General features: G+C 48.0%; 21 protein-coding genes. 16 read left to right on the forward strand and 5 right to left on the reverse strand.

Annotation, left to right across the window (positions count from 1 at the left end):
- The first annotated feature begins 28 nt into the window (after positions 1 to 28).
- The 16 genes from DN599_RS02765 to DN599_RS02840 all read left to right on the forward strand — a co-directional run bounded on the left by DN599_RS02765 (position 29) and on the right by DN599_RS02840 (position 18,510).
- Complete coding sequence (locus DN599_RS02765) at positions 29 to 985, forward strand: AAA family ATPase (protein WP_110456115.1); 957 nt, start codon at positions 29 to 31, stop codon at positions 983 to 985.
- The gene (locus DN599_RS02770) at positions 985 to 1,914 is read left to right on the forward strand and encodes a DUF58 domain-containing protein (RefSeq protein WP_110456116.1); all 930 of its coding nucleotides are present in this window, start codon (positions 985 to 987) and stop codon (positions 1,912 to 1,914) included. Before DN599_RS02765 ends, DN599_RS02770 begins: the two co-directional genes overlap by 1 nt.
- Complete coding sequence (locus DN599_RS02775) at positions 1,915 to 2,418, forward strand: DUF4381 domain-containing protein (protein WP_110456117.1); 504 nt, start codon at positions 1,915 to 1,917, stop codon at positions 2,416 to 2,418.
- A complete protein-coding gene (locus tag DN599_RS02780; protein WP_110456118.1) occupies positions 2,406 to 3,410 on the forward strand; it encodes a vWA domain-containing protein in 1,005 nt (334 codons plus the stop codon). The genes DN599_RS02775 and DN599_RS02780 overlap by 13 nt, the downstream gene beginning before the upstream one ends.
- Positions 3,407 to 5,359 carry a vWA domain-containing protein gene (locus DN599_RS02785; RefSeq protein WP_110456119.1) on the forward strand — a complete coding sequence of 651 codons (1,953 nt, stop codon included), beginning with the start codon at positions 3,407 to 3,409 and terminating at the stop codon, positions 5,357 to 5,359. Before DN599_RS02780 ends, DN599_RS02785 begins: the two co-directional genes overlap by 4 nt.
- Positions 5,353 to 6,975: a BatD family protein gene (locus DN599_RS02790; RefSeq protein WP_110456120.1), complete on the forward strand. Its 1,623-nt coding sequence runs from the start codon at positions 5,353 to 5,355 to the stop codon at positions 6,973 to 6,975. The genes DN599_RS02785 and DN599_RS02790 overlap by 7 nt, the downstream gene beginning before the upstream one ends.
- A 100-nt stretch (positions 6,976 to 7,075) precedes the next feature.
- The gene (locus DN599_RS02795; RefSeq protein WP_110456121.1) at positions 7,076 to 7,639 is read left to right on the forward strand and encodes a sigma-70 family RNA polymerase sigma factor; all 564 of its coding nucleotides are present in this window, start codon (positions 7,076 to 7,078) and stop codon (positions 7,637 to 7,639) included.
- Positions 7,632 to 8,336, forward strand: coding sequence for a DUF3379 domain-containing protein (locus DN599_RS02800; protein WP_110456122.1), 705 nt, complete (start codon positions 7,632 to 7,634; stop codon positions 8,334 to 8,336). Before DN599_RS02795 ends, DN599_RS02800 begins: the two co-directional genes overlap by 8 nt.
- A gap of 137 nt (positions 8,337 to 8,473) precedes the next feature.
- Positions 8,474 to 9,925: a sodium/proline symporter PutP gene (gene putP / locus DN599_RS02805; RefSeq protein ID WP_110456123.1), complete on the forward strand. Its 1,452-nt coding sequence runs from the start codon at positions 8,474 to 8,476 to the stop codon at positions 9,923 to 9,925.
- Positions 9,926 to 10,365: 440 nt separating this feature from the next.
- The gene (locus tag DN599_RS02810) at positions 10,366 to 11,682 is read left to right on the forward strand and encodes an OmpP1/FadL family transporter (RefSeq protein WP_110456124.1); all 1,317 of its coding nucleotides are present in this window, start codon (positions 10,366 to 10,368) and stop codon (positions 11,680 to 11,682) included.
- A 314-nt stretch (positions 11,683 to 11,996) separates the two neighbouring features.
- Positions 11,997 to 12,707 carry an SIMPL domain-containing protein gene (locus DN599_RS02815; protein ID WP_110456125.1) on the forward strand — a complete coding sequence of 237 codons (711 nt, stop codon included), beginning with the start codon at positions 11,997 to 11,999 and terminating at the stop codon, positions 12,705 to 12,707.
- Positions 12,708 to 12,917: 210 nt separating this feature from the next.
- A complete protein-coding gene (locus tag DN599_RS02820; RefSeq protein WP_110456126.1) occupies positions 12,918 to 13,934 on the forward strand; it encodes an efflux RND transporter periplasmic adaptor subunit in 1,017 nt (338 codons plus the stop codon).
- Positions 13,935 to 13,982: 48 nt separating this feature from the next.
- Positions 13,983 to 17,240 carry an efflux RND transporter permease subunit gene (locus DN599_RS02825; RefSeq protein ID WP_110456127.1) on the forward strand — a complete coding sequence of 1,086 codons (3,258 nt, stop codon included), beginning with the start codon at positions 13,983 to 13,985 and terminating at the stop codon, positions 17,238 to 17,240.
- Positions 17,241 to 17,254: 14 nt separating this feature from the next.
- Positions 17,255 to 17,476 (forward strand): YgaP family membrane protein, encoded by a 222-nt coding sequence (locus DN599_RS02830; protein ID WP_110456128.1) that lies wholly within the window; start codon positions 17,255 to 17,257, stop codon positions 17,474 to 17,476.
- A gap of 54 nt (positions 17,477 to 17,530) precedes the next feature.
- Positions 17,531 to 17,884: a rhodanese-like domain-containing protein gene (locus DN599_RS02835; RefSeq protein ID WP_110456770.1), complete on the forward strand. Its 354-nt coding sequence runs from the start codon at positions 17,531 to 17,533 to the stop codon at positions 17,882 to 17,884.
- Between the two features lie 278 nt (positions 17,885 to 18,162).
- Entirely contained in the window at positions 18,163 to 18,510 is a 348-nt protein-coding gene (locus tag DN599_RS02840; protein ID WP_110456129.1) for a VF530 family protein, read from the forward strand.
- A 286-nt stretch (positions 18,511 to 18,796) separates the two neighbouring features.
- On the opposite strand, the gene ribA is transcribed toward DN599_RS02840, so the two are convergent.
- The 5 genes from ribA to DN599_RS02865 form a co-directional block, all read right to left on the reverse strand.
- A complete protein-coding gene (ribA, locus tag DN599_RS02845) occupies positions 18,797 to 19,435 on the reverse strand; it encodes a GTP cyclohydrolase II (RefSeq protein ID WP_110456130.1) in 639 nt (212 codons plus the stop codon).
- A 246-nt stretch (positions 19,436 to 19,681) separates the two neighbouring features.
- On the reverse strand, positions 19,682 to 20,038 hold the full coding sequence (locus tag DN599_RS02850; RefSeq protein WP_110456131.1) for a YibL family ribosome-associated protein: 357 nt from the start codon (positions 20,036 to 20,038) through the stop codon (positions 19,682 to 19,684).
- 86 nt (positions 20,039 to 20,124) lie between these two features.
- On the reverse strand, positions 20,125 to 20,592 hold the full coding sequence (nrdG, locus tag DN599_RS02855; RefSeq protein ID WP_110456132.1) for an anaerobic ribonucleoside-triphosphate reductase-activating protein: 468 nt from the start codon (positions 20,590 to 20,592) through the stop codon (positions 20,125 to 20,127).
- Between the two features lie 63 nt (positions 20,593 to 20,655).
- A complete protein-coding gene (nrdD, locus tag DN599_RS02860; RefSeq protein ID WP_110456133.1) occupies positions 20,656 to 22,773 on the reverse strand; it encodes an anaerobic ribonucleoside-triphosphate reductase in 2,118 nt (705 codons plus the stop codon).
- A 260-nt stretch (positions 22,774 to 23,033) separates the two neighbouring features.
- Positions 23,034 to 23,732, reverse strand: coding sequence for a hypothetical protein (locus tag DN599_RS02865; RefSeq protein WP_110456134.1), 699 nt, complete (start codon positions 23,730 to 23,732; stop codon positions 23,034 to 23,036).
- Between the last annotated feature and the right edge of the window lie 135 nt (positions 23,733 to 23,867).

Raw genomic sequence — 23,867 nt, forward strand, 5'->3', positions numbered from 1 at the left:
ACACAAATTAATATAACTGAGTAGCATCATGCCTTTAAGTCGATTTCATGCATTACGCGAATACCTAGACAATGTCATTCTAGGTCAGCCTGTTCTTACCGAAAATTTACTGATCGCATTAATTGCCGATGGACACCTATTAGTCGAAGGACCACCAGGTTTAGCCAAAACCCGCGCGGTGAAAGCGCTCAGTGATGGCGTTGAAGGCGATTTCCATCGCATTCAATTCACCCCAGATCTGTTACCAGCCGATCTGACCGGCACTGATATCTACCGCGCCCAAACGGGCACCTTCGAATTTGAAGCAGGCCCCATCTTTCATAACCTGATTTTGGCCGATGAGATCAACCGCGCCCCCGCCAAAGTTCAATCGGCGCTTCTCGAAGCCATGGCAGAAGGCCAAGTGACCGTTGGCAAACACAGTTATCCTTTACCTAAGTTATTTTTAGTGATGGCCACGCAAAATCCGCTCGAAAATGAAGGCACTTATCCTCTGCCCGAAGCGCAACTCGACCGGTTTCTAATGCACCTTAACTTAGATTACCCGAGCGCAGAAACTGAATTTAAAATCATGCGCTTATCACGTAGTGAAGCCCTAACTCACGATGCGCCCAGTGTCAGCCCAATTGCGCAAGCAGATATTTTTGCCGCCCGTGAAGCCGCACTTGGCCTCTACCTTGCTGAGCCGTTAGAGCAATACATAGTCAATATCGTGATGGCAACTAGGCAGCCGCAGCAATACAGCGACACTCTTGCCAGCTGGCTAGAATACGGCGTGAGCCCACGTGCCACTATTGCTATCGAGCGCTGTGCGCGTGCCCGCGCCTGGTTAATGGAGCGCGACTTTGTCTCTCCTGAAGATATACAAGCCGTGGTGCCCAACGTATTACGCCATCGATTGCTACTCAGTTATCAGGCTCAGGCGGAGGGCGTCAGCAGCGATCAGGTGATCAACCACATTCTTAGCCAAGTCGCGGTGCCTTAATGTCAGTCAGTGAATTACCGCTATTTGCCGATGGCGTATCACTCAATCAAAAAGAGCTACTTGCATGCCAGAATATTGCCCGCGCTCTGCCTGAAACGCCAAGCAAAGCTCGCGCGGCTCTCGCAGGCCACCGCGCGAGCAACATCAGAGGCCGAGGCATGGAGTTTGCCGAAGTACGACACTACCAAAGTGGTGACGATGTGCGCACCATAGATTGGCGCGTGACCGCTCGCACAGGTAAAGCCCATACTAAATTATTTGTTGAAGAACGCGAGCGGCCAGTGCTGCTGCTACTGGATTTAAGCCATAGCCTCTACTTTGGCTCAAGCCTAATGCTACAAGCAGTGCAAGCCGCTCATGTGGCTGCGACTTTAGGCTGGCGCGCCGTGGGCCATGGCGATCGACTCGGTGCGCTCATAGCCTGTGAGCAACAACATATCGAGCTCAAACCCCGTAGTCGTCAAAGTGCCATGCTGCCATTGATCTCGGCGATGCAAACGGTTCATCAAACGCAGCTTGACGGTATGGGATCTCACGTCAGCGAACCTGAGCATATCTACCGCGCCTGCCTGCGTTTACGCCGCATAGCCAAGCCCGGCTCACTGATTTGGATCATCAGTGATGGCAGCCATTTCACGCCGCAGTGCCTGCAGCCATTAACTGAGTTATCTCGCCACTGCGATATAGGCGCCTTACTGATCACCGATCCCCTCAGACAAGGAGAGCTGCCTTTACCTGCTCAGTTTCAGCTGCCAGTCAAAGACGGCGCGCAAGAATTAGTGCTCAATCGAGCCAGTTATAACGGTTGGCTAACCCGCCAACACGCCCAGCAACAAGGTTTTATCGATATGATGCGCCAACTTAACGCGCGTTTACGTACAATCAGCGCAGCACAACCATTGAATCAACAGATTGGAGCCTTAAGATAGATGCAAACGGCCAACAATCCAGCCCTTGCTGCCATGAAAGACATTCAACTGCCCGAGCCTATCCATGCCTGGCCACCCGCTTACGGTTATTGGCTGGTACTGGCCGCATGCCTTACTATTTTGGCTGTCTGCCTATGGTGGTTCATCAAGCAATATCGACATCGCGCCGCGAAACGTGAAGCATTAAAGCAATTAGGCCATCTGGCGCTCAACCACCCACAATTTGCTATTGAAGTTAACACCATACTCAAACGCAGCGCCATGAGCTACCTGCCCCGTGAACAGGTGGCATCACTTGAAGGTGAAGCCTGGTTACTGTGGCTACAGCAGCAGGTCACTCACATAGACGATAACTTGCCGCTGTTATTAGCTAAACGCTACCAGTCCAAGGCACTCACTCCCACTCAAGCTGAGCAATTGCGCCTAGCTGCCATAGGCTGGCTTAAGCAGGCACTGCCACTCAAGCACCGCGCATCGAGTAAGGAGGCAGCATGTTCACATTAGCCTGGCCTTGGCTATTACTGTTACTGCCATTACCCTTGATGTTTAAAGGCTCTGGCGCCCAACAGCATCAAACGGGTGGCCATTTACACCTACCCGGTGTTGCCGATGTCGGTGCGCAGGTTAGCCAGCAGCGGCCACAGCGTCGGCGCTTACCCTATTGGCTCATTTGGTCACTGTTGGTGCTAAGCGCCGCGCGGCCATTGTGGATTGGCGATGCTATCGAGCTACCCAGCAAAGGGCGCGACTTGATGTTAGCCATTGATTTATCTGGCAGTATGCAGATTGAAGATATGGTCGTCGAAGGTAAAACGGTGGATCGTTTTACCTTAGTGCAAGCGGTTATGAGTGATTTTATCCAACGCCGTAAAGGTGACAAATTGGGCCTCATTTTGTTTGCCGACCATGCATACTTGCAAGCGCCGCTGACACAAGATCGCCGCTCTATCGCCCAGTTTTTAGCCGAAGCTCAGATAGGCCTGGTGGGAAAACAAACAGCCATTGGTGAAGCCATCGCCCTGGCGGTTAAACGCTTCGACCAACAGCAACAAAGTAACCGGGTGCTGATCCTCCTCACCGACGGCTCGAATAACTCGGGCAATATTAGCCCAGATCAAGCCGCCGCCATTGCCGCCAAACGCGGCGTGACCATCTATACCATTGGGGTCGGGGCCGAGATAATGGAGCGGCGTACCCTATTTGGTAACGAGCGCGTTAACCCGTCGATGGATCTTGATGAAGCCCAATTGACAGCGCTGGCCAGCGCCACAAACGGACGTTACTTTCGCGCCCGCAATGCCACCGAACTGGAACAAATTTATCAAATGATCGATAAGTTAGAACCGACCAACAGCGATCAACTCACCTATCGTCCTCAATCAGAGCTGTTTTATTATCCGTTAAGCGCTGCCTTACTTATCAGTGTTCTGCTGATATTGTGGCAGTTGCCGTTATTTCAGTCGCTGCCATGGTTAAGATCACGGGGAGCCTTATGATCCATTTTTTACGTCCCGAATGGCTATTGGCCCTATTCCCCTTGGCACTATTATTGTGGTTTGCCCGTCGTAGCCAATACCAGGTATCAAGCTGGAATCGCTACATCGCGCCTCATTTGGCCAAGGTACTGGTATCTAGCCAAACAAAGTCAGGTAAACGCCATCTGCATGTGATTGGTTTTAGCTGGTGTATCGCGGTACTCGCGTTGTCAGGTCCTGCTTTTACCAAGCAAACCCTACCGGTATTTGAAACCAACCAAGGACGCGTGATAGTGATGGATATGTCACTGTCAATGTACGCCACCGACTTGGTGCCTAACCGCTTAACTCAAGCTAAATTTAAAGCCAACGATCTTATTAGCAGTCTCAGCGAAGGTGAAACAGGCTTAATTGCCTATGCTGGTGATGCCTTTACCATTAGCCCACTGACCCGAGACAGGGCGACCCTGTTGAATCTATTACCCACCCTATCGCCAGAGATCATGCCAGTCCCGGGGTCTAATTTGCCTGCGGCTTTAACCCAAGCAACCACTTTGCTTAAGCAAGGAGGACATCTGCGCGGCGATATCATATTACTCACCGATGGGGTAGCTGTAGAGCAAATTAATCAAGCCAAAGCGCATTTACAAGGCAGCCAATATCGGCTCTCAGTGCTTGCCTTTGGCAGCCCACAAGGCGCCGCAATTCGTTTACCTGACGGACAATTAATGCGCGATCGCAGCGACCAAGTAGTGGTAGCCAAAACCGATTATCAACATTTAAGTGAATTAGCCAGCGCCAATGGCGGCAAGGTATTTACTTATCGCGCCGATGGCAGCGATCTCAGCGCGTTAAACCTATGGTTAGCCCAGAGCACAGCAACTAAAGCCAGCGACTTAGAAGGTGAACTGTGGCTCGATGCTGGCCCATATATCGCTTTATTATTGTTATTGCCAGCACTATTAAGCTTTCGACACGCCATTGCAGCACTTAGCTGCATCATCTTGTTCAGCCAACCTACGCCCGCCTTCGCCAACAGTTGGCTACACCCTTGGCAGACAGACAACCAACGTGCAATGCAAGCCTATGAAAACCAAGATTATCAGCAAGCGGCAAGCTTGTTTTCCGATCCTAATTGGCAAGCGGCCGCCCGGTATCGCGAAGGCGATTACCAACAAGCCCTTAAGCTGTTTGAGCAAGACACAACTGCAACAGGCTTTTATAATCAAGGTAATAGCTTGATGCAGCTGCAAGATTATCCGGCTGCTATTGAGCGCTATCAACAGGCGCTAGCTCAAGATAACGACTTTAGTGATGCGCAGCATAATTTAGCCTTGGCCCAACAACTGCTGGCGCAGCAACAAACTGATAGTGAGCAGCAAAGTCAGAGCGAACAAAATCAAGACACGCAACAGCAAGCAGAGTCTGACAACAATCAGCAGCAAGCCGATGGCGAGTCAGGCGATAAACAACCAGATGAGCCAGACAACAATCAGCAGCAAGGCAATGACAAGTCAGGCGATAAACAGAGCGCAAGTGAACAAAGCCAGCCGCCATCGGCTCAACAGCCCAGCGAGCCATCATCACAGCCGGATAATACGCCCTCCACTGGCGATGATGAACCAAATAACGAGGCGCCAATGAGCGCTCAAGCACCCAAGCCTGGTGAGAATGATGAGCAGGCTCAGCCTGATCAAGCACAAGCGCGCAGCGATACCAGCGCTAACGAAAACGACAGTTCCAATGCAGCTGAAGCGCTAAATGAAGACTCAAATAAAGACCCTAATGATCATACGCAGGCCCAAGCTGTTAGTCAGTCACCTCCGCCCGAGGAGCTGCCAGCCGACATGCAACGCGCACTGAGCGGCGTCTTAGACGATCCGCAGGTTCTGCTGCGTAATAAGATGCTATTAGAGTATGAAAAACGCCGCCGTCAGGGCACTACATCAAAGGAAAGTGAACAGTGGTAAATCGATATTTTTTAACTTTCGCCTTATTGGCTCTGACTCTCGTTCAGCCAGCTTTTGCCTTAACTCAACTTGAGACCTCGGTTGACAGAAATCCTGCTATCGAGGGCGAATACTTAGTACTGACGATTAAGGCCGACGATGATATCAGTAACGGCAGATTAGACACCTCTGCGCTATTAAAAGACTTTATCGTGGGGCGCACCAGCGTCAATCGCAGCACCCAAATAGTCAATTTTGATGCACGTAAAGAGACGCGCTGGCAAGTGTTATTGGCCCCCAAACGCACAGGGCAGCTGATCATTCCCGCGCTCACCATCGACAATGTCAGCTCCTCGCCCATCACGCTGACGGTCACGGCGCCTGGCAGTCAACCTGCGCAGATGAAAAACCTATTTATCCGCAGCTCGCTCTCCACCGAGCAGGCTTATGTCGGTCAGCTAGTTACCTACAAGGTAAAACTCTATCTGGCCGTTGAGCTACAACGTGGCGTATTGAGCGCTCCCAATGTGGAGGGGGCGCAACTCAAGCAGTTAGGCGAAGACAGTGATAGCAGCGAAATTGTCGATGGGCGGCGCTATCGTGTCATCGAGCGCAGCTACAGCATTGTGGCCGATAAACCCGGCACCTTACACTTATCGGGTGCGACTTTTTCTGGTGATGTATTAATTGAAGCCTCGCGGCGTGGTGGCATGTTCTCATTTAATGAAAGCCGCCCCATGCAAGCCCAAGCGGCGCCGAGTGAAATCACGATTTTGCCCATTCCTAGCCAATATCACGGCCAATGGTTAGTGAGCGATCTGGTGGTACTTAAAGAAGATTGGACTGATATCGATACCATAGAGGTCGGCACGCCCATCACCCGCAATATTACCCTGCTGGCCTCTAATACCGAGCAAACCAGCCTGCCAGCATTAACCATTGGGCTACCCGATGGCTTTAAAATGTATCCCGAAAAGCCCAAACGAGAAACCTTTGTGCGCGACAAACAGGTGGTGTCACAGCTAACACAAACGGCGGCGATAGTACCGACTCAAGCAGGCAACTACACCTTACCCGAGATCCGCGTGCCTTGGTTTAATTACCTCACTCAAACCCAAGAGTTTGCCACCTTACCGGCTCGCACAGTCAACGTGATAGCCGCCAGTGCCAACCCGGTAGCGCTCAACCCAAGCGCTGCCACAGTGCAACCCAGCGCTGGCTTTTGGCCTTATCTGAGCGCATTGTTGGCAATACTGTGGCTACTGACTCTGCTGCTGTGGGCTAAGGCGCGTGGTAAAACGGTGGGCAAAAGCATCTCGCCCACGACATCAGCACCTCAACGGACGACAACGGGCTTAAACGCGCTGCACCAAGCCTGTCAAACGGGTCATGCTGGGCACATTATCTTGGCCTTACAACAGTATTTTAGCCAGCAACAAGGTATGCCCATGTCCTTAAGTGACATAGCGGCACTCAGCCCTGCACTTAAATATAATATCGATAATATTCAACGCCACGCATACAGCCCTGCAGCACAACCCATAGACACTGCAGCGCTACTTGATGCCGTCAAACAAGTTACAACGGCAATGCAAACGCAACCACCCAGCGCCTTGTCATCGTTAAATCCGAGCTAAGTTACTTGCTTTACCCAAACCAACAGGAATAAGGTTATTCCTGTTGGTTAAGCACCATATCAATAACGTGAACACCACGTATGCATCATAGCGAGTAAAAATGTTTAGCTTTAAGCGAAAGAAAGTGCCGAGTCCCTCGGTCAATAATGACATGCTAAGTAAACAACGACGATACGATAGCCTTGTCAGGGCACTTCATAGCGATCTTTACCGTTACGCCTATTGGCTTTGCGGCGATAAACATATCGCAGAAGATATCACCCAAGAGACCTTTTTAAGGGCTTGGCGCTCACTCGAATCCCTTAAGGATGATAAAGCCGCGAAAGCTTGGTTAATTACCATTTTACGTAGAGAAAATGCCCGAAGGTTTGAACGCAAACAGTTTGACTACTCTGATGTCGAACAATCTGAATTGGCCGACAAAGTGTCGCTGTCAACTGAAGACAATATGGAGCAACATCTGCTACGACGGCAAATCGCTCGTCTTGAAGTCGAATACCGAGAACCATTAATCCTGCAGGTTATCGGTGGTTTTACCGGCGATGAGATTGCCAACATATTAGACCTTAACCGCAATACCGTTATGACGCGCCTCTTCAGGGCTCGCAACCAATTAAAAGATATGCTCGATGATACGCAAACAAGGGGGCACTCCAATGGATGAGTTGAAATTCCGCCGCGAGGCCTATGAAAATCCGCAGCGTCGTGATGCCGACTTCATCGCAGCCATGGGAGAGTCGAGCCAACGCACTCAGTTTGTCAATGACTTAAAGCGCTTTGACAACCAAATTGAAGCGGCACTTAATATCGATGTCCCCACTGGCTTAGAAGCAAAACTGCTATTAAATCAACAGTTACATCAACACCAAGTACGTCGCCGCAAAATGGGCTTCACCTTGGCCATGGTCGCTTCGGTGGCTTTTGTCGCAGGCATCAGTTTTAGCCTGTTTAGGCTGGGGCCGGTCGATTTGGGTGAACATGCCCTAGCCCATGTTGCTCACGAGACCGTTGCGATGCAAAGCAGTCTCGATATCAGCTATAACACCATAAATAGTCAGTTAGCGTCACTGGGAAATTTTGCTAATGCGCGTTTTACAGAGCAGCCAGGGCGAGTGTTTTTCAGTACCTATTGCGACTTTCAAGGGGTGAGAAGTTTGCATTTAGTGATGCAAGGTGAGCAAGGCAAAGTCACCTTATTTATTGTGCCCATTGAAGAGCGCATGATCTTAGAACAAGCCTTTGCCGATAACCGTTATCAAGGGGAAGGCTTTACAGCAGACAACGCCTACATGTTATTAGTTGCCGAACACCACTCCGATATCGACAACATTAAAAACGAAATTCAGCAAACTTTCATCTAAAATGATTACAACCTATGGCGAGTTTTACTTGCCATAGGTTAGATCTTCATCACATTAGCCGCCTTTATTGAGCTGCAGAGCCAACATCTGCTAGCATAGCGACCTCTCAAAAAACATAACTATAAAATGGCACAAGCATGACTATTGAATTACCCATATTAATCACTTTTTTTGGCTATCTTGCCTTAATGATGGGGATAGGCCTATGGGCCTATAAAGCCACGGATTCGGTTGATGACTATATTTTAGGGGGCCGCTCTATGGGCCCTGCGGTTACCGCATTGAGCGTTGGCGCATCTGACATGTCGGGTTGGCTACTATTAGGCTTACCGGGCGCTGTCTATCTCGGTGGATTAGGAGAAGCTTGGATCGGTATTGGCCTAGTTTTTGGTGCATGGCTTAACTGGTTGTTTGTTGCCAAGCGCCTACGCATCTATACCCAATTTACCGATAACGCGCTAACGCTACCTGACTTTTTTGAAAAACGTTTCGACGATAAACATGGCGTGTTAAGGCTGGTCTCTGCGGTCACCATTTTGGTGTTTTTCACCTTTTATGCCTCCTCTGGTATGGTCGGTGGCGCCATACTGTTTGAGAAAGTCTTTGGTCTAGATTACACCTTAGCCCTTGTGATAGGTTCAGCTATTATTGTGGCTTACACCTTTGTCGGGGGCTTTTTTGCAGTAAGTTGGACCGACTTTTTTCAGGGCTGTTTAATGCTTATCGCCTTATTGTTCGTCCCTGTGGCCATTTTCAATCAACCCGAAACCCAAAATGGATTACACCAGCTCGATCCCGCCATGCTATCAATGATAAACCCTGACGCTACAGTGTTTGGCATAGTGTCATTATTGGCTTGGGGACTGGGTTATTTTGGTCAACCCCATATTTTGTCACGCTTTATGGCCATCGCCAGCCCAGATGACATTGCAGTCTCCCGTCGTATCGCCATGAGTTGGATGGTTGTTGCCTTATTTGGCGCACTCGCCACAGGACTCGCAGGCTCGCTCTATTTTGCCGATGCGCCATTGGCAAACCCAGAGACAGTATTTATCCATTTAGCGCATGCCGCCTTTAACCCCTGGATTGGCGGATTGCTGATCGCCGCCATTTTATCGGCCATTATGAGTACTATCGACTCGCAGCTACTGGTGTGTTCGAGTGTGGTCACTGAAGACTTTTATAAAAAATGGCTGCGCCCAGAGGCGAGTAGCAAAGAGTTGATGCTAGTCGGCCGCATTGGAGTGCTCGCTATCGCGCTTATTTCAGGCATTATCGCCCTTAACCCAGAAAGCAGTGTTTTAGGCCTCGTCAGTTATGCATGGGCCGGATTCGGCGCCGCATTTGGCCCTGTGGTGTTACTGGCACTCTTTTGGAAACACTACAGCCGTAATGGTGCCATTGCCACCATTTTAGTGGGCGCGTTAACCGTGGTGTTGTGGAAACAAGTCAGTGGTGGAATATTCGAATTGTATGAGATTTTACCTGGATTTTTGTTCGCCACCCTTGCTGGCATAGTCGTGAGCTTACTGTTTAAACCCACTGAAGAGATCACTGAGCAGTTTGAGCAATTTAGTTACAAGCTATGATGCGATGACAACCAGGCCTTGTCGCAATAAATCGTCGATGCCAGTCAAAGTTAAATGCAGTTTAAATCGACTATCGACGGTTAACGACTCAGTCAAATGACTGAGTGATACCCAAAAAGCGTACACATGTACGCTTTTTTTATTCCTGTCAATTTTTACAAAAAATGTCTTCATTACAATCTGTTAACTTGTTAGTTAAACATGCTAGAACTCATGAATCACGTCATATCTAGTGTCACAAGCTAATTTCAGTCGCCGTGCAATTTTTTTAATCATGCAAGTATTTTTATTCACAAAAAAACAACATAAAACTCGATCTGGTCGGAGTTGTTGGCGCATCGCCCCCCCCCCTACTATGCACCCGACTAACAAAAGGATCTCGAGAGATTGCTCAGCCAACTCACTAATAACACGAGACCGATAATAATGAGAATTGATTTATGAAGCCTTTTAACAAGACAATATTAGCCGTTGCTGTTACGCTCGCGAGCTCACAAACGATGGCAGCCGGATTTCTGCTTAACGCACAATCAGCCACCGGTGTGGGCCGAGCCTTTGCCGGTGATGCCGTTATTGCCGATAATGCATCGGTACTCGCACGTAACCCAGCAGCGATGGCGCTGTTTGACAAAAAACAACTATCAATGGGATTGAACTACGCCGATGTTGAAGTGACTGTTAGCGATGTCTATATCGACTCTCAGTTAGGCGAAATCCATTACGGTGGTGTCGATGATGCCGCCGATGCCAAAATCATCCCTAACTTTTACTACGTTAGCCCGGTAAACGATAAATTCGCCTACGGGGTGGCGCTGTTCAGTAACTTCGGTACAGGTACCGATACCACAGACTTATCGACTCAACTCGTGGGTGGTACGCTACCCGCACCGCTCGATCTATTAGGCAAGACTGAAGTCACCACGCTTAACTTCAACCTAAGTGCATCATATCGTTTTAATGACCATTTTAGTGTCGGTGCAGGCCTTGATATGATCTACGGCGAAGGCACGCTCACTCGTGGCGGTACAGTGCCCACGCAAGCTGGTAGCATTGAGCAAGAGCTAGTTGATGTCGATGCCGATGGCGTGGCGTTTGGTGGCATTATCGGCGCTGTGTATGAAATCAATGCCGATCACCGTTTTGGCATGAGTTACCGCTTTAGCCCAGACTTTAAAGCCTCAGGTGATATTAATATCTACAACCCTCAAGCACAGGCAGCTGTAGCCTTTGATGAGATCAATATTCCCCTGCCCGATATTTTCCAAGTAGCTGGTTTTCATCAGTTAACCGATAAATTTGCGCTGCACTATACTGCGCAGTTAACCACTTGGGGTGATTTCCACGAGTTAACGGTAAACGATGGCACTTTAGGGCCAGTATCTGTTGGCTCGAGCAGCTTAAAAACCTACGCATGGGATGACTCGTGGTTGTTCAGTGTCGGTGGTACTTATAGTCTAAACAACACATGGACCCTGCGCGCCGGCTTTATGGCTGATGAGGGCGTTGTGGGTGAGCTGAGTTCAATCTCTATCCCAGACTCTGATCGCAAATGGTATACCGCAGGCGCGACCTACGCCTTATCGACCAACACCAGCATCGATTTTGGTATCGCCGTGGTGCGTGGTGAAGATGTTCACTTAATTGAAAACAGCTCAGTCACGGGCGGCTTACCTATTGGGCCAAACACTGGTTTGGTCAATGCCACGACGCGTTCAAATGCAACCTATTATTCAATGCAGTACAACTACACGTTTTAAGTACAAGCCTGTTGAAATTGTACTGAGCGATAACTGCAATAAAAAACCGCACATCTGTGCGGTTTTTTTATATTGCAGCCCCCCTTTTTGATTCAAATAAAACAAAATAGAATATGTAATCAAATATTTAAATAAATAATTTTATCAGACAACCTTGATAATCAAAGCCATTACAAGCCTAATCTCATAAGAATCAGGGTTGGCAAATAAACAGGCTGCCCCATCACAAGACAAGCCTAAAAAAATAGGCTAGATAAAAAACCTTAACAAGCATATGCTTTATAAAGCACAACAAGCAATTAGGACGCTTTTTTATGCAAAAATCACTCTCCACTGTACTACTGGGCGCGTTTATCTGTATTGGTCTCTATCTGCTGGGCAGCCAAGTGGGTAATAGCCTCATCACTATGCGCGCCATGGAGCGCACCGTCACCGTAAAAGGCTTGGCTGAATTGGAAGTCAATGCAGATACTGCCATTTGGCCCATCCGCTTCACAGAGGTGGATAACGACTTAAATAATCTCTACCTCAATGTGCAAAGCAAAACCGATAAAGTGGTTGCCTTCCTAATAAAACAGGGTTTTAGCAGTGATGAGGTGTCGATCTCACTGCCTTCGATTCAAGACAGACAAGCGCAAGGCTATGTCGACCCTAATGTGCGTTATCGCTACGCCGCACAAGTGACTATCTCCCTTTACACTCAGCGCGTTGAATTATTACTGCGCATACAAAGCAATCTATTGGAATTAGCCAAAGAAGGTATTGCCATATCGAGCCAAGATTATGATAGCCGCACCGAATTTATTTTTACTCAGTTAAACGACATTAAACCGCAAATGGTGCAATCTGCCACAGAGAATGCGCGCCAGACAGCAGAAAAATTTGCCATCGATTCGGCCTCAAAACTGGGCAAAATCAAACAGGCTTCTCAAGGGCAATTCACTATTTCCGATCGCGATAGCAATACACCCAGCATCAAAAAAGTAAGAGTGGTCTCGACACTGACCTATTACCTTAATGATTAATCGCACAAACAGAATCTCGAACAGTAGCACTGACCTAACTGGTGTAAATGCAATATGAAATACCATAAGTCCTTACATGAGGTCGTCAAATGTCTTAGATGAAGCGTAACGCTATCGCATAACTTCATCGCATTTTTCTAATAAAAGATTGCACAAGCTTGAAAAGTTCATTAGAATTTTCTTATGAAACTTTTGGAGGTCGTTAGTCTCATGCGTATTCAACATCTATTATCAATCACATTGCTGCCATTACTGCTTAATGTTGCAGCGTCAGCTAATACCTTACAGACGCTAACCGTCACCGCAAAAGCGCACCCCCAATGGGTCACCTTAGATGCGCAGCTTGAAGCGGTAAAATCTGCCACCGTATCGGCGCAAACCTCAGGCAGGATAATTAAGCTGTATTACGATGTGAATGACATTGTCCCCCAAGGCGCGCCGTTACTCGAGATCACCAGTAAGTCTCAAGGTGCAGAGCTCGCCGCAGCCGAAGCCGAGTACGCCCGAGCCCGCGCACAAAATGAAGAAGCGCAAAAACAACGTCACCGCTTTGAAGAGCTGTTTCCACAAGGCGCCATTTCACAAGGACAGATGGATCAAGCCATTGCCACCGCCCGCTCCACCGCGCAAGCCGTGAGCGCCGCCAAAGCGCGGATCGTGCAAGCCAATGAGTCATTGCAATATACCGTGGTCAGCGCCCCTTTTGCCGGCGTGTTGACTCAGCGTTATGTTGAAGAGGGTGAAACGGTCGCCCCGGGACAAGCGTTACTCAGTGGGTTTTCAACCGAGCATATGCGCGCCGTGACCCATGTACCACTGCGTTATATCGACGCCCTGCGCAATCAATCGAGCGTTGAACTACAACTTAGCGACGGCCAAAAAGTGAGATCACAACAGTTAACCATCTTCTCCTTTGCCGATCCTTTGAGCCATAGCTATAAAACGCGCATTGATTTACCTAAAGGCATGAGTAACTTAATGCCGGGCATGTGGGTTAAAGCCAAGTTTATTGCAGGCCAGCGCAGCACTATTACCATTCCTCAATCGGCCATTATTTATCAAAATGAGATGAGTGCAGTCTACCTTGAGCAACAAGGGACATTCCAACTCACCCAAGTGCGCCTAGGCGCGCAACGAGATGATCAATTTGAAGTGCTTGCAGGCTTAACCGCAGGCGATGTCATCGCGACTGACGCTTATCAAGTCCGACTTAATCTAGCCCAATAATATGAGCGCTGTAATGGACTTGGCCGTTTAATAGGAATCGTAAATAAGATGAAGCCGTCACATAATCAAGATAGCGACAAGCAACAAAACCAGCCCTATTCACTGGGTTTTTCCGGGCGAGTGGCCGCACTATTTCAACTCAGCGCCATCACACCGCTATTGGCATTGCTCGGCATTTTACTGGGGCTATTCGCGGTACTCGTCACCCCTAAAGAGGAAGAGCCACAGATAGATGTGACCTTTGCCGATGTCTATATTCCTTTTCCTGGCGCAACTCCGAGTGAAGTCGAACAATTAGTCACCCTGCCAATGGAGCAGGTACTGTCGCAGATCAAAGGGATAGATACCCTGTATTCGTTTTCACAACCTGATGGCGCCTTACTGATCGCCATTTTTGAAGTGGGTATTCCCCGCAACGAGGCGATTGTAAAGCTGTACAATCAGGTTTACTCCAATATGGATAAAGTGGCCACTCAAGCCGGAGTCGGCGAGCCCCAGATCAAGCCACGTGGTATCGATGATGTGCCCATTGTCAGCCTGACCCTCTGGTCAAAGTCGACCTTAACCTCGGCCGAACAGTTAACTCAAGTGGCTAAGGGGCTCGAAACTGAGCTAAAACGCATTCCAGGTACCCGCGAAATTTACACTGTTGGTAGCCATAATGTGAGCCTTAATGTACGTATCGATCCGGCAAAAATGAGCTTTTACGGCTTAACCTATGACGCGATCAGCCATAGCCTTGCCAGCAATAACCATGTATCCATGCCGGTATCACTGATTCAAGATAACCAAGAAATTAAGATTCAAACCGGGCAGTTTTTACAATCCCAACAAGAAGTTGAGCAACTGGTTGTCGCCGTCTATCAAGATGAGTCCGGCCGCAGTGTGCCTGTGTATCTCGCCGACATAGCCGATATTAGCCTTAGCAGCGATATCCCGACCCAAAATGCGTGGCACAGCGACAAGCAGGGCACCTACCCTGCGGTAACGATTGCGATTGGCAAACAACCTGGCGAAAACGCGGTTGATATTGCCAATGAGATCTTGGCTCGCGTCGATGCGGTCAACAACGTGTTAATTCCTGCCGACGTAGAGGTGACGGTATCGCGTAACTACGGTAAGACCGCCGGAGATAAAGCCAACACCTTAATCTTAAAATTGGTGTTTGCCACCTCGGCTGTGGTGGTATTGGTATTTCTTGCCATGGGGTTACGCGAAGCCATCGTGGTCGGTATTGCCATTATTATTACCTTGGCCATCACCCTCTTTGCCTCTTGGGCATGGGGTTTCACCTTAAACCGAATCTCATTGTTTGCACTTATTTTTTCAATAGGGATTTTAGTGGATGATGCCATAGTCGTGGTAGAAAATATCCACCGTCATATGGCGCTGGGGCAACGGGAATTTACCCAATTAATTCCGATTGCCGTGGATGAGGTCGGTGGCCCTACGATATTGGCCACCTTCACCGTCATTGCCGCCCTAATGCCGATGGCTTTTGTGTCTGGGCTCATGGGTCCTTACATGAGCCCAATCCCCATTAATGCCAGTATGGGGATGTTAATCTCACTGGCGATCGCCTTTATTGTTACCCCGTGGCTGGCCACTAAACTGTTAAATAAATCTCACAAACACCAGGAGAGCAGCAACACCTCCAGCAGCAATCGTATGGTGGCGATCTTTACGGCGCTCATATCACCCTTTGTGCACGGTAAACAAGCGGGTAAAGCTCGTCTGGGTCTGGCTGCTGGGATTGTGGTGCTCATTGCCATTGCTATCTCTATGCCTGTGACTCAACTGGTGGTACTCAAAATGCTGCCTTTTGATAATAAATCAGAATTTCAAGTGATGCTTGATATGCCCGAAGGCACGCCGGTGGAACAAACTCAGCGCGTACTTAAAGCCTTAGGACAGCAGCTTAACCAAGTGGCCGAGGTCGAGAATTACCAGCTATATGCAGGCACCAATGCACCGATGAACTTTAACGGCTTAGTGCGCCATTACTTTTTACGCCAAACACAGGAGCTTGGCGATATTCAGGTCAATTTAGTCGATAAATCTGAGCGCGATCGTGACAGTCACAGCATCGCCGTAGCGGTGCGCGAATCACTGCAAGCTACTGCGGCGCACTATAATGCCAATGTGAAGGTGGTTGAAGTCCCTCCTGGCCCACCGGTATGGTCACCCATTCTGGCCGAGGTGTATGGGCCAAACGAAGCGCTCAGAGAAACCGCCGCCCTGCAGCTGCAAGCGTTATTTCATCAAACTCCAGATGTGGTCGATATCGATATCTATCTGCCTGCGATGCAACAAAAATGGCAGGTGTCCATCGATCGCGCTAAGGCCAGTTTATTAGGCGTGCCTTACAGCAATATCGTTGATCTGGTGACCACCTCCATTGGCGGCAAGCAGGTGAGCTACTTACATAAACCCAATCAAACCACACCTGTGCCAATTAAATTGCAGCTTGAGGAAGCTGCCAAGATGGATCTTGAGCAGGTACTAAACCTCAGACTCACCACTCAAAGCGGTGACTCAGTGCCGGTGTCTGAATTGGTGCGCATTAATAAAGGCAGCATAGATGCGCCCATTATTCATAAAAACATGATCCCCATGATCATGGTGGTTGCCGATATGGCTGGGCCGCTAGACAGCCCGCTATACGGTATGTTTGAGATGGCCGCCGACATAGATAGCGAGACAGGCTTGGGCTTTGAGCAGCATTATGTCAACCAACCCTCAGGCTTAGACACCATTGCTGTATTGTGGGATGGCGAGTGGAAAATTACTTACGAAACCTTCCGAGACATGGGGATCGCCTATGCAGTGGGCATGATTGCGATTTACCTCTTAGTAGTGGGTCAATTTCGCTCCTACTCGGTTCCGCTGATCATTATGGCTCCCATTCCGCTTACCATCATAGGAGTGATGCCGGGTCATGCCCTGCTCGGAGCTCAATTTACCGCCACCTCAATGATCGGCATGATCGCCCTTGCCGGGATTATTGTGCGTAACTCAATATTACTGGTCGATTTTATTAACCAGGAGACAGAGTCGGGCGTACCCTTTGAACAGGCGGTTATTCACTCTGGTGCCGTCCGAGCAAAGCCCATTATGTTGACAGGCCTTGCGGCCATGATTGGTGCCTTATTCATTCTGGACGATCCCATTTTTAATGGATTAGCCATCAGTTTGATCTTCGGCATCTTAGTCTCAACCTTGCTTACCTTGGTTGTGATCCCTGTGCTCTATTACACAGTGATGCGCCACCGCATACCACAAAAAACGGCAAATACTGCCGCTTAATTAAGGAGTTAATTATGTCTATCGAACGTAGTATTTTCGCTTTTGCTGGCTTTATGGTGTTACTGTCTCTCGCGTTGACTGCATTAGTACATCATAATTTTATCTGGCTTACCGCCTTTGTTGGCGCTAATCTATTACAAAGCGCTTTTACTGGGTTTTGCCCTGCAGCCATGATAATGAAAAAACTGGGTGTAAAGAGTGAAGCCGAGCTCGAACGCGCTAAATCACAAAGTTAATACCAAGGAGTTTACGTGGGACAAGCCACTACATTACTTAGCCGATACGGCACAATGATTGCGCTCTTTTTTGTAGCCGCTATCGGCTTATCGTCACCGAGCATCGCGGCTGAACAAGACATTGAAACCACCGCATGGCAGATGATAGATAACGGCGCCATGATAGTCGATGTGCGTACCCCTGAAGAGTTTGCCCAAGGGCATTTAGCCAATGCGATTAACATCCCATTTGAAAATATTGCCGCAGAATTTGCTAAACGTAATATAGATAAAGCGACCAATGTAGTGCTGTATTGCCGTAGTGGACGTCGCAGTGATATTGCCCAAATGAGTTTAATTGAGCAAGGTTATACCAATACTTATAATGGTGGAGGCTACCAGACTCTGAGCCAGCAGCAGCCCAAATAAGCTGCATGCCCTGTTTAAATCAATAATAAAGGCACCTTAGGTGCCTTTATTATGAAACTTGACGCCCCCCCCCCTTTTAACTTCACATCCTTTAAGCTGAATTGATTGGTTATCAGCACAAAACGCCAAGCATGCGTCAGTGCGAACATGCAAGAAGGCAATCTACTACCGATAAATCCAATAACGCTAAAACGGGAAGTTGGAGCCAGTGCTTTTTATCAACCCACCCCCATATAAACTGATATAATCAGCCTAATTTACCTGGACAATCGCACAATATGACTCAAGCAAATAATCCTCTGCACGGCATTAAACTCGAAACACTGCTCACCGATTTAGTCGACCATTATGGGTGGGAAGAACTAGGCGCACGGATCGACATTCGTTGTTTTAATCACGACCCTAGTATTAAATCTAGCCTTAAGTTTTTACGTAAAACGCCTTGGGCCAGAGAAAAAGTAGAATACCTTTACCTCAAAATGAATAAGCTACCACTGCCTAAGCCGAAAGCGGACAGTGAGGGGGGCACATCAACTCGAATGACAAGCCCTACGAGCGGTAACAAGAGCGCAGCTAAGGACGCCAATTCTGGTAGTACTAACGTACATATCTGGGGAAAGCGTTAAGCTGGCATATTAGCCGGCTGTAGCGCCGTCATCCTCAGCTTATCGCATAAGATGACCCGCTCAAATAGCCTGGTTGCGACTCGCATAGATAGGCACTAAAGCCAAAAGTGCTATGAAAGCACGACACCACAACTATCATTTTGAGGTTGCAGGTTTTTGCAGGTTTTTGCAGGTTTTTGCAGGTTTTTGCAGGCAGAGAGTAAAGAAGCTAAGCGCGGTAAACAAGGACACTGCCGCAATCGCCGCAGTGTCTTGATAGCGTTAACACACTAAAAAAGTACGAACGTTACTCAGCCTTAGGGGGCTTAACGACGTTTGCTTCTTCAGTAAAATGATACTCAGACATCATATGTCCCAGCTCTGTTGACTTGGTTTTTAAATACGCTTCATTGTAGCGATTTTTACCCACTTGTAGCGGAACACGTTCAACCACATCAATGCCGAGCTCTTTCATTGCTTTGACTTTACGAGGGTTATTGGTCATCAACTTAACTTGATGTACGCCAATTTTCTCCATCATCGGCTTGATCATGTCATATTTGCGCATGTCGGCTTCAAAACCGAGTCGCTCATTTGCTTCGACCGTGTTAGCGCCTTGATCTTGTAGTTCATAGGCACGGATTTTATTGAGTAAGCCTATGCCTCGCCCCTCTTGGCGAAGGTATAAAATAAACCCTTGTCCTGCCTCGGCAATATTTTGCATCGCCGTCTGTAGTTGAAAACCACAATCGCAACGCAAACTAAACAGTGCATCGCCAGTTAAACATTCTGAATGAATACGCCCAAGTATGGGGCTATTGGCATCGAGTTGACCAAAAGTGAGTGCGACATGTTCTTTGCCAGTGTCTGTGTCTTCAAAACCATGCATGGCGAATACGCCCCAAGGCGTTGGTAATTTTGAAGTGGCGACATACTTAATTGACATGAAATAACCTTTATTACTCGCTCTGTCCGAGTCAAAAAAAGAGGTAGAAAATAACTAAGGCTAGGATGCGGCCTTACTGTCAGACTGAGCATTTTATGTGTTTTTGCCTTACAGTGAAATAGCCGAATAATTGAATCGGTTATTACTTCACTCGCAGCGTATTAAAGAGCGCTAAGCATACGCCGAGCGCACGATAAACGATATGATATCGCTCACGTACGCTAATCAAATGTCGGCAATGGAGGATTAAAACGCTTTAGGGGCAAAGCCTGTGACTTGGGTTAAGCCCATTTCACGTCCTAATGCAGTCATCGGATGCACAACCACTAATCCTTTGACTGATTTCTTTAATTTGCCCATATCGGCTTGTTCCGCTTTAGTCAGTGTGCGACTAAAAGGCAGTGACTTTACATCGGTGCCTTTTTTGTTCAACAAGCGTGTCTGTTGGTTTTTAACATGGGCAATCTGTTTCGTTACAGCATTGATCTCTTGCTTAAACTGCAAAATCACCGCGTGATCACCGCGTTTTTCTGCCGCATCTAATTTACGACGACATTTGTCGAGTCGGTCATTAAGTTGCTGTAACTCTTGCTTTAAATTCATTAACTTGCCTTAAAGTAAATCGATAATACTCGGCCAATCAAGCAAGATTGCTGACTGCGCCTATCTGTTTGGCCGACATTATATCACTATTGCTTGAAATGGTGGATCACCTGATTGCTACTGCCACGAAATCTTAAGCTTGGATCGGCAAGCGATTGTTCAAATTTGCCATCTACCAGCACATCCACATAATGCAGTACCTGGCGCTGGACTGTCGATAATTCATCTAAGCGATAACCGCTCCACAGCCAAATATCCTTATCTGGACACTCATGCTTAACACGTTTTACTAACGCAAGTATCTGGGCCACATTGTGCGGATAAAGCGGATCGCCGCCCGATAACGATAACCCCCGGCGCACGATACGTGTATCTTGCAGATCCGTAATGATCTGCTCAACCATGGCGGCATCGAATAGATGACCCGCTGCCGGGTTCCAAGTCGACTGATTATAACAGCCGCGGCATTGATGCTCGCAACCAGACACAAACAGGGTCGCTCGCGTACCAGGACCATTGACCACATCGACTGGAAAGTATTGCTGGTAATTCATCTAAGCCTCGAGCTTATTAACACTTAGGCGCGCATCAGCGCGCCAACCGTTACCACTTAACGCCTACAGGTGTTTTACCCGGCGCTTAACCTCTTCTTGCTTACCATAGTTAAATGGCCGCGCATCTGGGCTGCCTAAATAACCGCACACTCGACGCGTCACTGAGACTCGACTGGGCTCATGATTACCGCATTTAGGACAGGTAAAGCCCTTACTGGTACAGCTAAATTCACCGGTAAAGCCACAGTCATAACACTCGTCAATTGGCGTATTTGTGCCGTAATAAGGCACGCGGCTATAACTGTAATCCCACACGTTTTCGAGCGCTTCAATATTATGCTGCATATTGGGGTATTCACCGTAGCAGATAAATCCACCGTTGGTCAGTGCTGGATAAGGCATCTCAAAATCCAGCTTATCGTAAGGGTTGACCTTTTTTTCCACATCTAAGTGGAAACTGTTGGTGTAGTAACCTCTGTCGGTCACGCCATCAATCACCCCAAAAGCCTTAGTGTCGAGTTTACAAAAACGGCTACAAAGGTTTTCACTCGGTGTGCTGTATAAGCTAAAGGCATAACCGGACTCGTCACGCCAGCGCACTGTTGCCGCTTTAAGATGTTCAATAATGGCAATCGCTTTGGCGCGTAACTGCTCACTGTCAAACAGGTGAATTTGATTGCCATAAAGCGCATTAACGGTTTCATGTAGTCCTATATAACCTAACGAAATTGATGCGCGGCCATTTTTGAAAATCTGACTAATATCATCATCGGCGCGCAAACGTACACCACACGCCCCTTCCATGTACAAAATCGGGGCAACGCGTGCTTTCACTCCTTCTAGACGTTCGATACGTGTATCTAATGCGCGTCTGGCAATGGCTAAACGTTGATCTAAAATGGCAAAGAAACGCGCTTCATCACCATTGGCTTCTAAGGCGACTCGCGGCAAGTTTAAGCTCACCACACCTAGGTTATTACGCCCATCATGGACCAGTTCACCCTCTTCTTCGTAGGTACCTAAAAAGCTACGACAGCCCATTGGCGTCTTAAATGAGCCAGTGACTTTTTCCACTTGCTCATAGTTTAAAATATCTGGATACATACGCATGGTGGCACATTTTAACGCTAACTGCTTGATATCGTAGTTACAATCGCCACTCTTATGGTTTATACCATCTCGAATCGCAAACACCAATTTAGGGAACACTGCCGTTTTGCGATTTTTACCCAACCCAGCCATCCGCACTTTCATCATTGAGGATTGGATTAATCGCGACTCCCACGAGGTGCCTAAACCAAAGCCAAAGGTCACAAATGGTGTTTGTCCATTAGCAGTATGTAAGGTGTTGACCTCATACTCCAATGACTGGAACGCATCGTGACACTCTTTTTCGGTCTGCGCGGTGGCAAAGGCTTTGGCATCTGTAATGCCCCACTTTAAGGCCACTTGATAGTGTTTGTCATAGCTTTTAGCCACAAATGGTGCTAACACTTCATCGATGCGGTTAATGGTAGTGCCGCCATAAATATGGCTTGCTACCTGAGCAATAATTTGTGCCGTCACTGCCGTGGCCGTGGAGATCGATTTTGGGGTTTCAATTTCGGCATTGCCCATCTTAAAACCATGAGTCAGCATACCGGCTAAATCAATTAGCATGCAGTTAAACATCGGGAAAAAAGGTGCGTAATCCAAATCGTGATAATGGATCTCACCCGCTTCATGGGCCGACACCACATCTTTGGGTAAAATATGGCGAGTCGCATAATGCTTGGCCACGATACCGGCGAGCAGATCGCGCTGGGTGGGGATCACCTTTGAGTCTTTATTGGCATTTTCGTTAAGCAAAGCTGCATTACTTTGTTCAACCAGACCACGAATATCACGATTAAGTCGGCTGCTTTGCTCTCGATGAATATCTCTATCATGACGATATTCGATATACACGCGTGCTAAGGCCTTATAGGGTCCTTCCATTAGTTGATTTTCGACTGCATTTTGCAGGTCGTGGATATCCACTTCGGCCATATCGGCCATGACGAGACTCACTTGTCGCGCTACTTGAGTCGCATAGGTAACATCATCAATACCTGCTGAGTTTGCAGCGGCAACTACAGCGTCTCTGATCCTTGTTTCGTCAAAAGGCGTGCGGTAACCATCCCGCTTAATAACTACTGGCATTGTTTAATATCTCCTCAAGTAACGTTCAAAATGACACCATATATAGTGCCAATAAAACGTTTAAGCACAATATGTAGCGTATTAGGCTACAAAGTCACTCGAAGTACCTTGATCCAGATCATGGTTTTACCGATGGTATTTAGCGACAAAAGATTACTGCCAACTAGGCCACTTATCTCAAAAAGTGACCTTGACCGAACATCGAAACAAGGCTAGATAATGTAAAAAGTCGGGACAAGCTGTGAGTAAGTGTTAGTAAATTACGTAAGTCGCTTAGATAGCGCTAAATAACTGTTTAACTGGCCGCTCGATTGTTGTGAATTTCCCATAGAAGCGGCCAATTGCATGGTCGATTTCAACCCCTGCCATTGCTCTTTGTCCATTGCGGGCATATTAGTGTCGGCGTTGATCAACACAGTTAACTGAGCCGAAACCCGGGCGGCGGTTTGGCTGTATAACGCACCATCTATACCGTCCATGTTATTAAGCACGGTTTTGGCATCATCGAGCATTTTATGTAGCGCCTGATCGGGCTCCGATTGCGTTAATCCCTCTTGCTTACTGTCAATAAAGTTCAGCAGTGATTGCGGCGCATCATTGGGCTCTGGGATCTCAAATCCTGCTGAGCTTAAGCGGTTTAGTTGGCTATCTGACAGGATACCATCTTGATGTAACCGCTGTATAAGCTTAGGAATATCATTAATACTAAACGCACCAGCACTGAAGAAGTCGTCTGCCATCGCCTCAATTTTTTGGGCTCGCTGCGCCCGAGGCGATAATGACACCTCTTCTTGGGCGATCGCGCTACCGTTTGTTTGCGCCGGACGAGTTCGCTCGCCTAAGCTTACCGTGTCGGCCGGTGCATTCGCGCCTTGAGTTTGATGCTTAAGCACGCCACCATAGGCGTCGGTTACCTGTTGAGAATTAGAGGTTGTTGGAAGCTGACTGATTGGATTCATTGTCAAAATGTCGACGACTGCTAAACGATATCATGTTAAAGCAAAAACTAGGCCGCTTTTAAAAACAGGTTTAGGGACTCGATCAACTTAGCGTCTCATCGAATCCTTCATCGCGGCATACTAACTCAGTCAAGC

The sequence above is a fragment of the Shewanella algidipiscicola genome (assembly GCF_900380485.1).
Lineage (GTDB): Bacteria > Pseudomonadota > Gammaproteobacteria > Enterobacterales > Shewanellaceae > Shewanella > Shewanella algidipiscicola.

Bases quoted from the DNA above. Each gene is read 5' to 3' on its own strand.
- DN599_RS02825 (WP_110456127.1), top strand. From the start codon at position 13,983: ATGAAGCCGTCACATAATCAAGATAGCGACAAGCAACAAAACCAGCCC.
- nrdD (WP_110456133.1), bottom strand. From the start codon at position 22,773: ATGCCAGTAGTTATTAAGCGGGATGGTTACCGCACGCCTTTTGACGAA.
- DN599_RS02830 (WP_110456128.1), top strand. From the start codon at position 17,255: ATGTCTATCGAACGTAGTATTTTCGCTTTTGCTGGCTTTATGGTGTTA.
- nrdG (WP_110456132.1), bottom strand. From the start codon at position 20,592: ATGAATTACCAGCAATACTTTCCAGTCGATGTGGTCAATGGTCCTGGT.
- DN599_RS02815 (WP_110456125.1), top strand. From the start codon at position 11,997: ATGCAAAAATCACTCTCCACTGTACTACTGGGCGCGTTTATCTGTATT.
- DN599_RS02770 (WP_110456116.1), top strand. From the start codon at position 985: ATGTCAGTCAGTGAATTACCGCTATTTGCCGATGGCGTATCACTCAAT.
- putP (WP_110456123.1), top strand. From the start codon at position 8,474: ATGACTATTGAATTACCCATATTAATCACTTTTTTTGGCTATCTTGCC.
- DN599_RS02785 (WP_110456119.1), top strand. From the start codon at position 3,407: ATGATCCATTTTTTACGTCCCGAATGGCTATTGGCCCTATTCCCCTTG.
- DN599_RS02795 (WP_110456121.1), top strand. From the start codon at position 7,076: ATGTTTAGCTTTAAGCGAAAGAAAGTGCCGAGTCCCTCGGTCAATAAT.
- DN599_RS02840 (WP_110456129.1), top strand. From the start codon at position 18,163: ATGACTCAAGCAAATAATCCTCTGCACGGCATTAAACTCGAAACACTG.
- DN599_RS02835 (WP_110456770.1), top strand. From the start codon at position 17,531: ATGATTGCGCTCTTTTTTGTAGCCGCTATCGGCTTATCGTCACCGAGC.
- DN599_RS02810 (WP_110456124.1), top strand. From the start codon at position 10,366: ATGAAGCCTTTTAACAAGACAATATTAGCCGTTGCTGTTACGCTCGCG.
- DN599_RS02820 (WP_110456126.1), top strand. From the start codon at position 12,918: ATGCGTATTCAACATCTATTATCAATCACATTGCTGCCATTACTGCTT.
- DN599_RS02765 (WP_110456115.1), top strand. From the start codon at position 29: ATGCCTTTAAGTCGATTTCATGCATTACGCGAATACCTAGACAATGTC.
- DN599_RS02850 (WP_110456131.1), bottom strand. From the start codon at position 20,038: ATGAATTTAAAGCAAGAGTTACAGCAACTTAATGACCGACTCGACAAA.
- DN599_RS02865 (WP_110456134.1), bottom strand. From the start codon at position 23,732: ATGAATCCAATCAGTCAGCTTCCAACAACCTCTAATTCTCAACAGGTA.
- DN599_RS02800 (WP_110456122.1), top strand. From the start codon at position 7,632: ATGGATGAGTTGAAATTCCGCCGCGAGGCCTATGAAAATCCGCAGCGT.
- DN599_RS02775 (WP_110456117.1), top strand. From the start codon at position 1,915: ATGCAAACGGCCAACAATCCAGCCCTTGCTGCCATGAAAGACATTCAA.
- DN599_RS02780 (WP_110456118.1), top strand. From the start codon at position 2,406: ATGTTCACATTAGCCTGGCCTTGGCTATTACTGTTACTGCCATTACCC.
- ribA (WP_110456130.1), bottom strand. From the start codon at position 19,435: ATGTCAATTAAGTATGTCGCCACTTCAAAATTACCAACGCCTTGGGGC.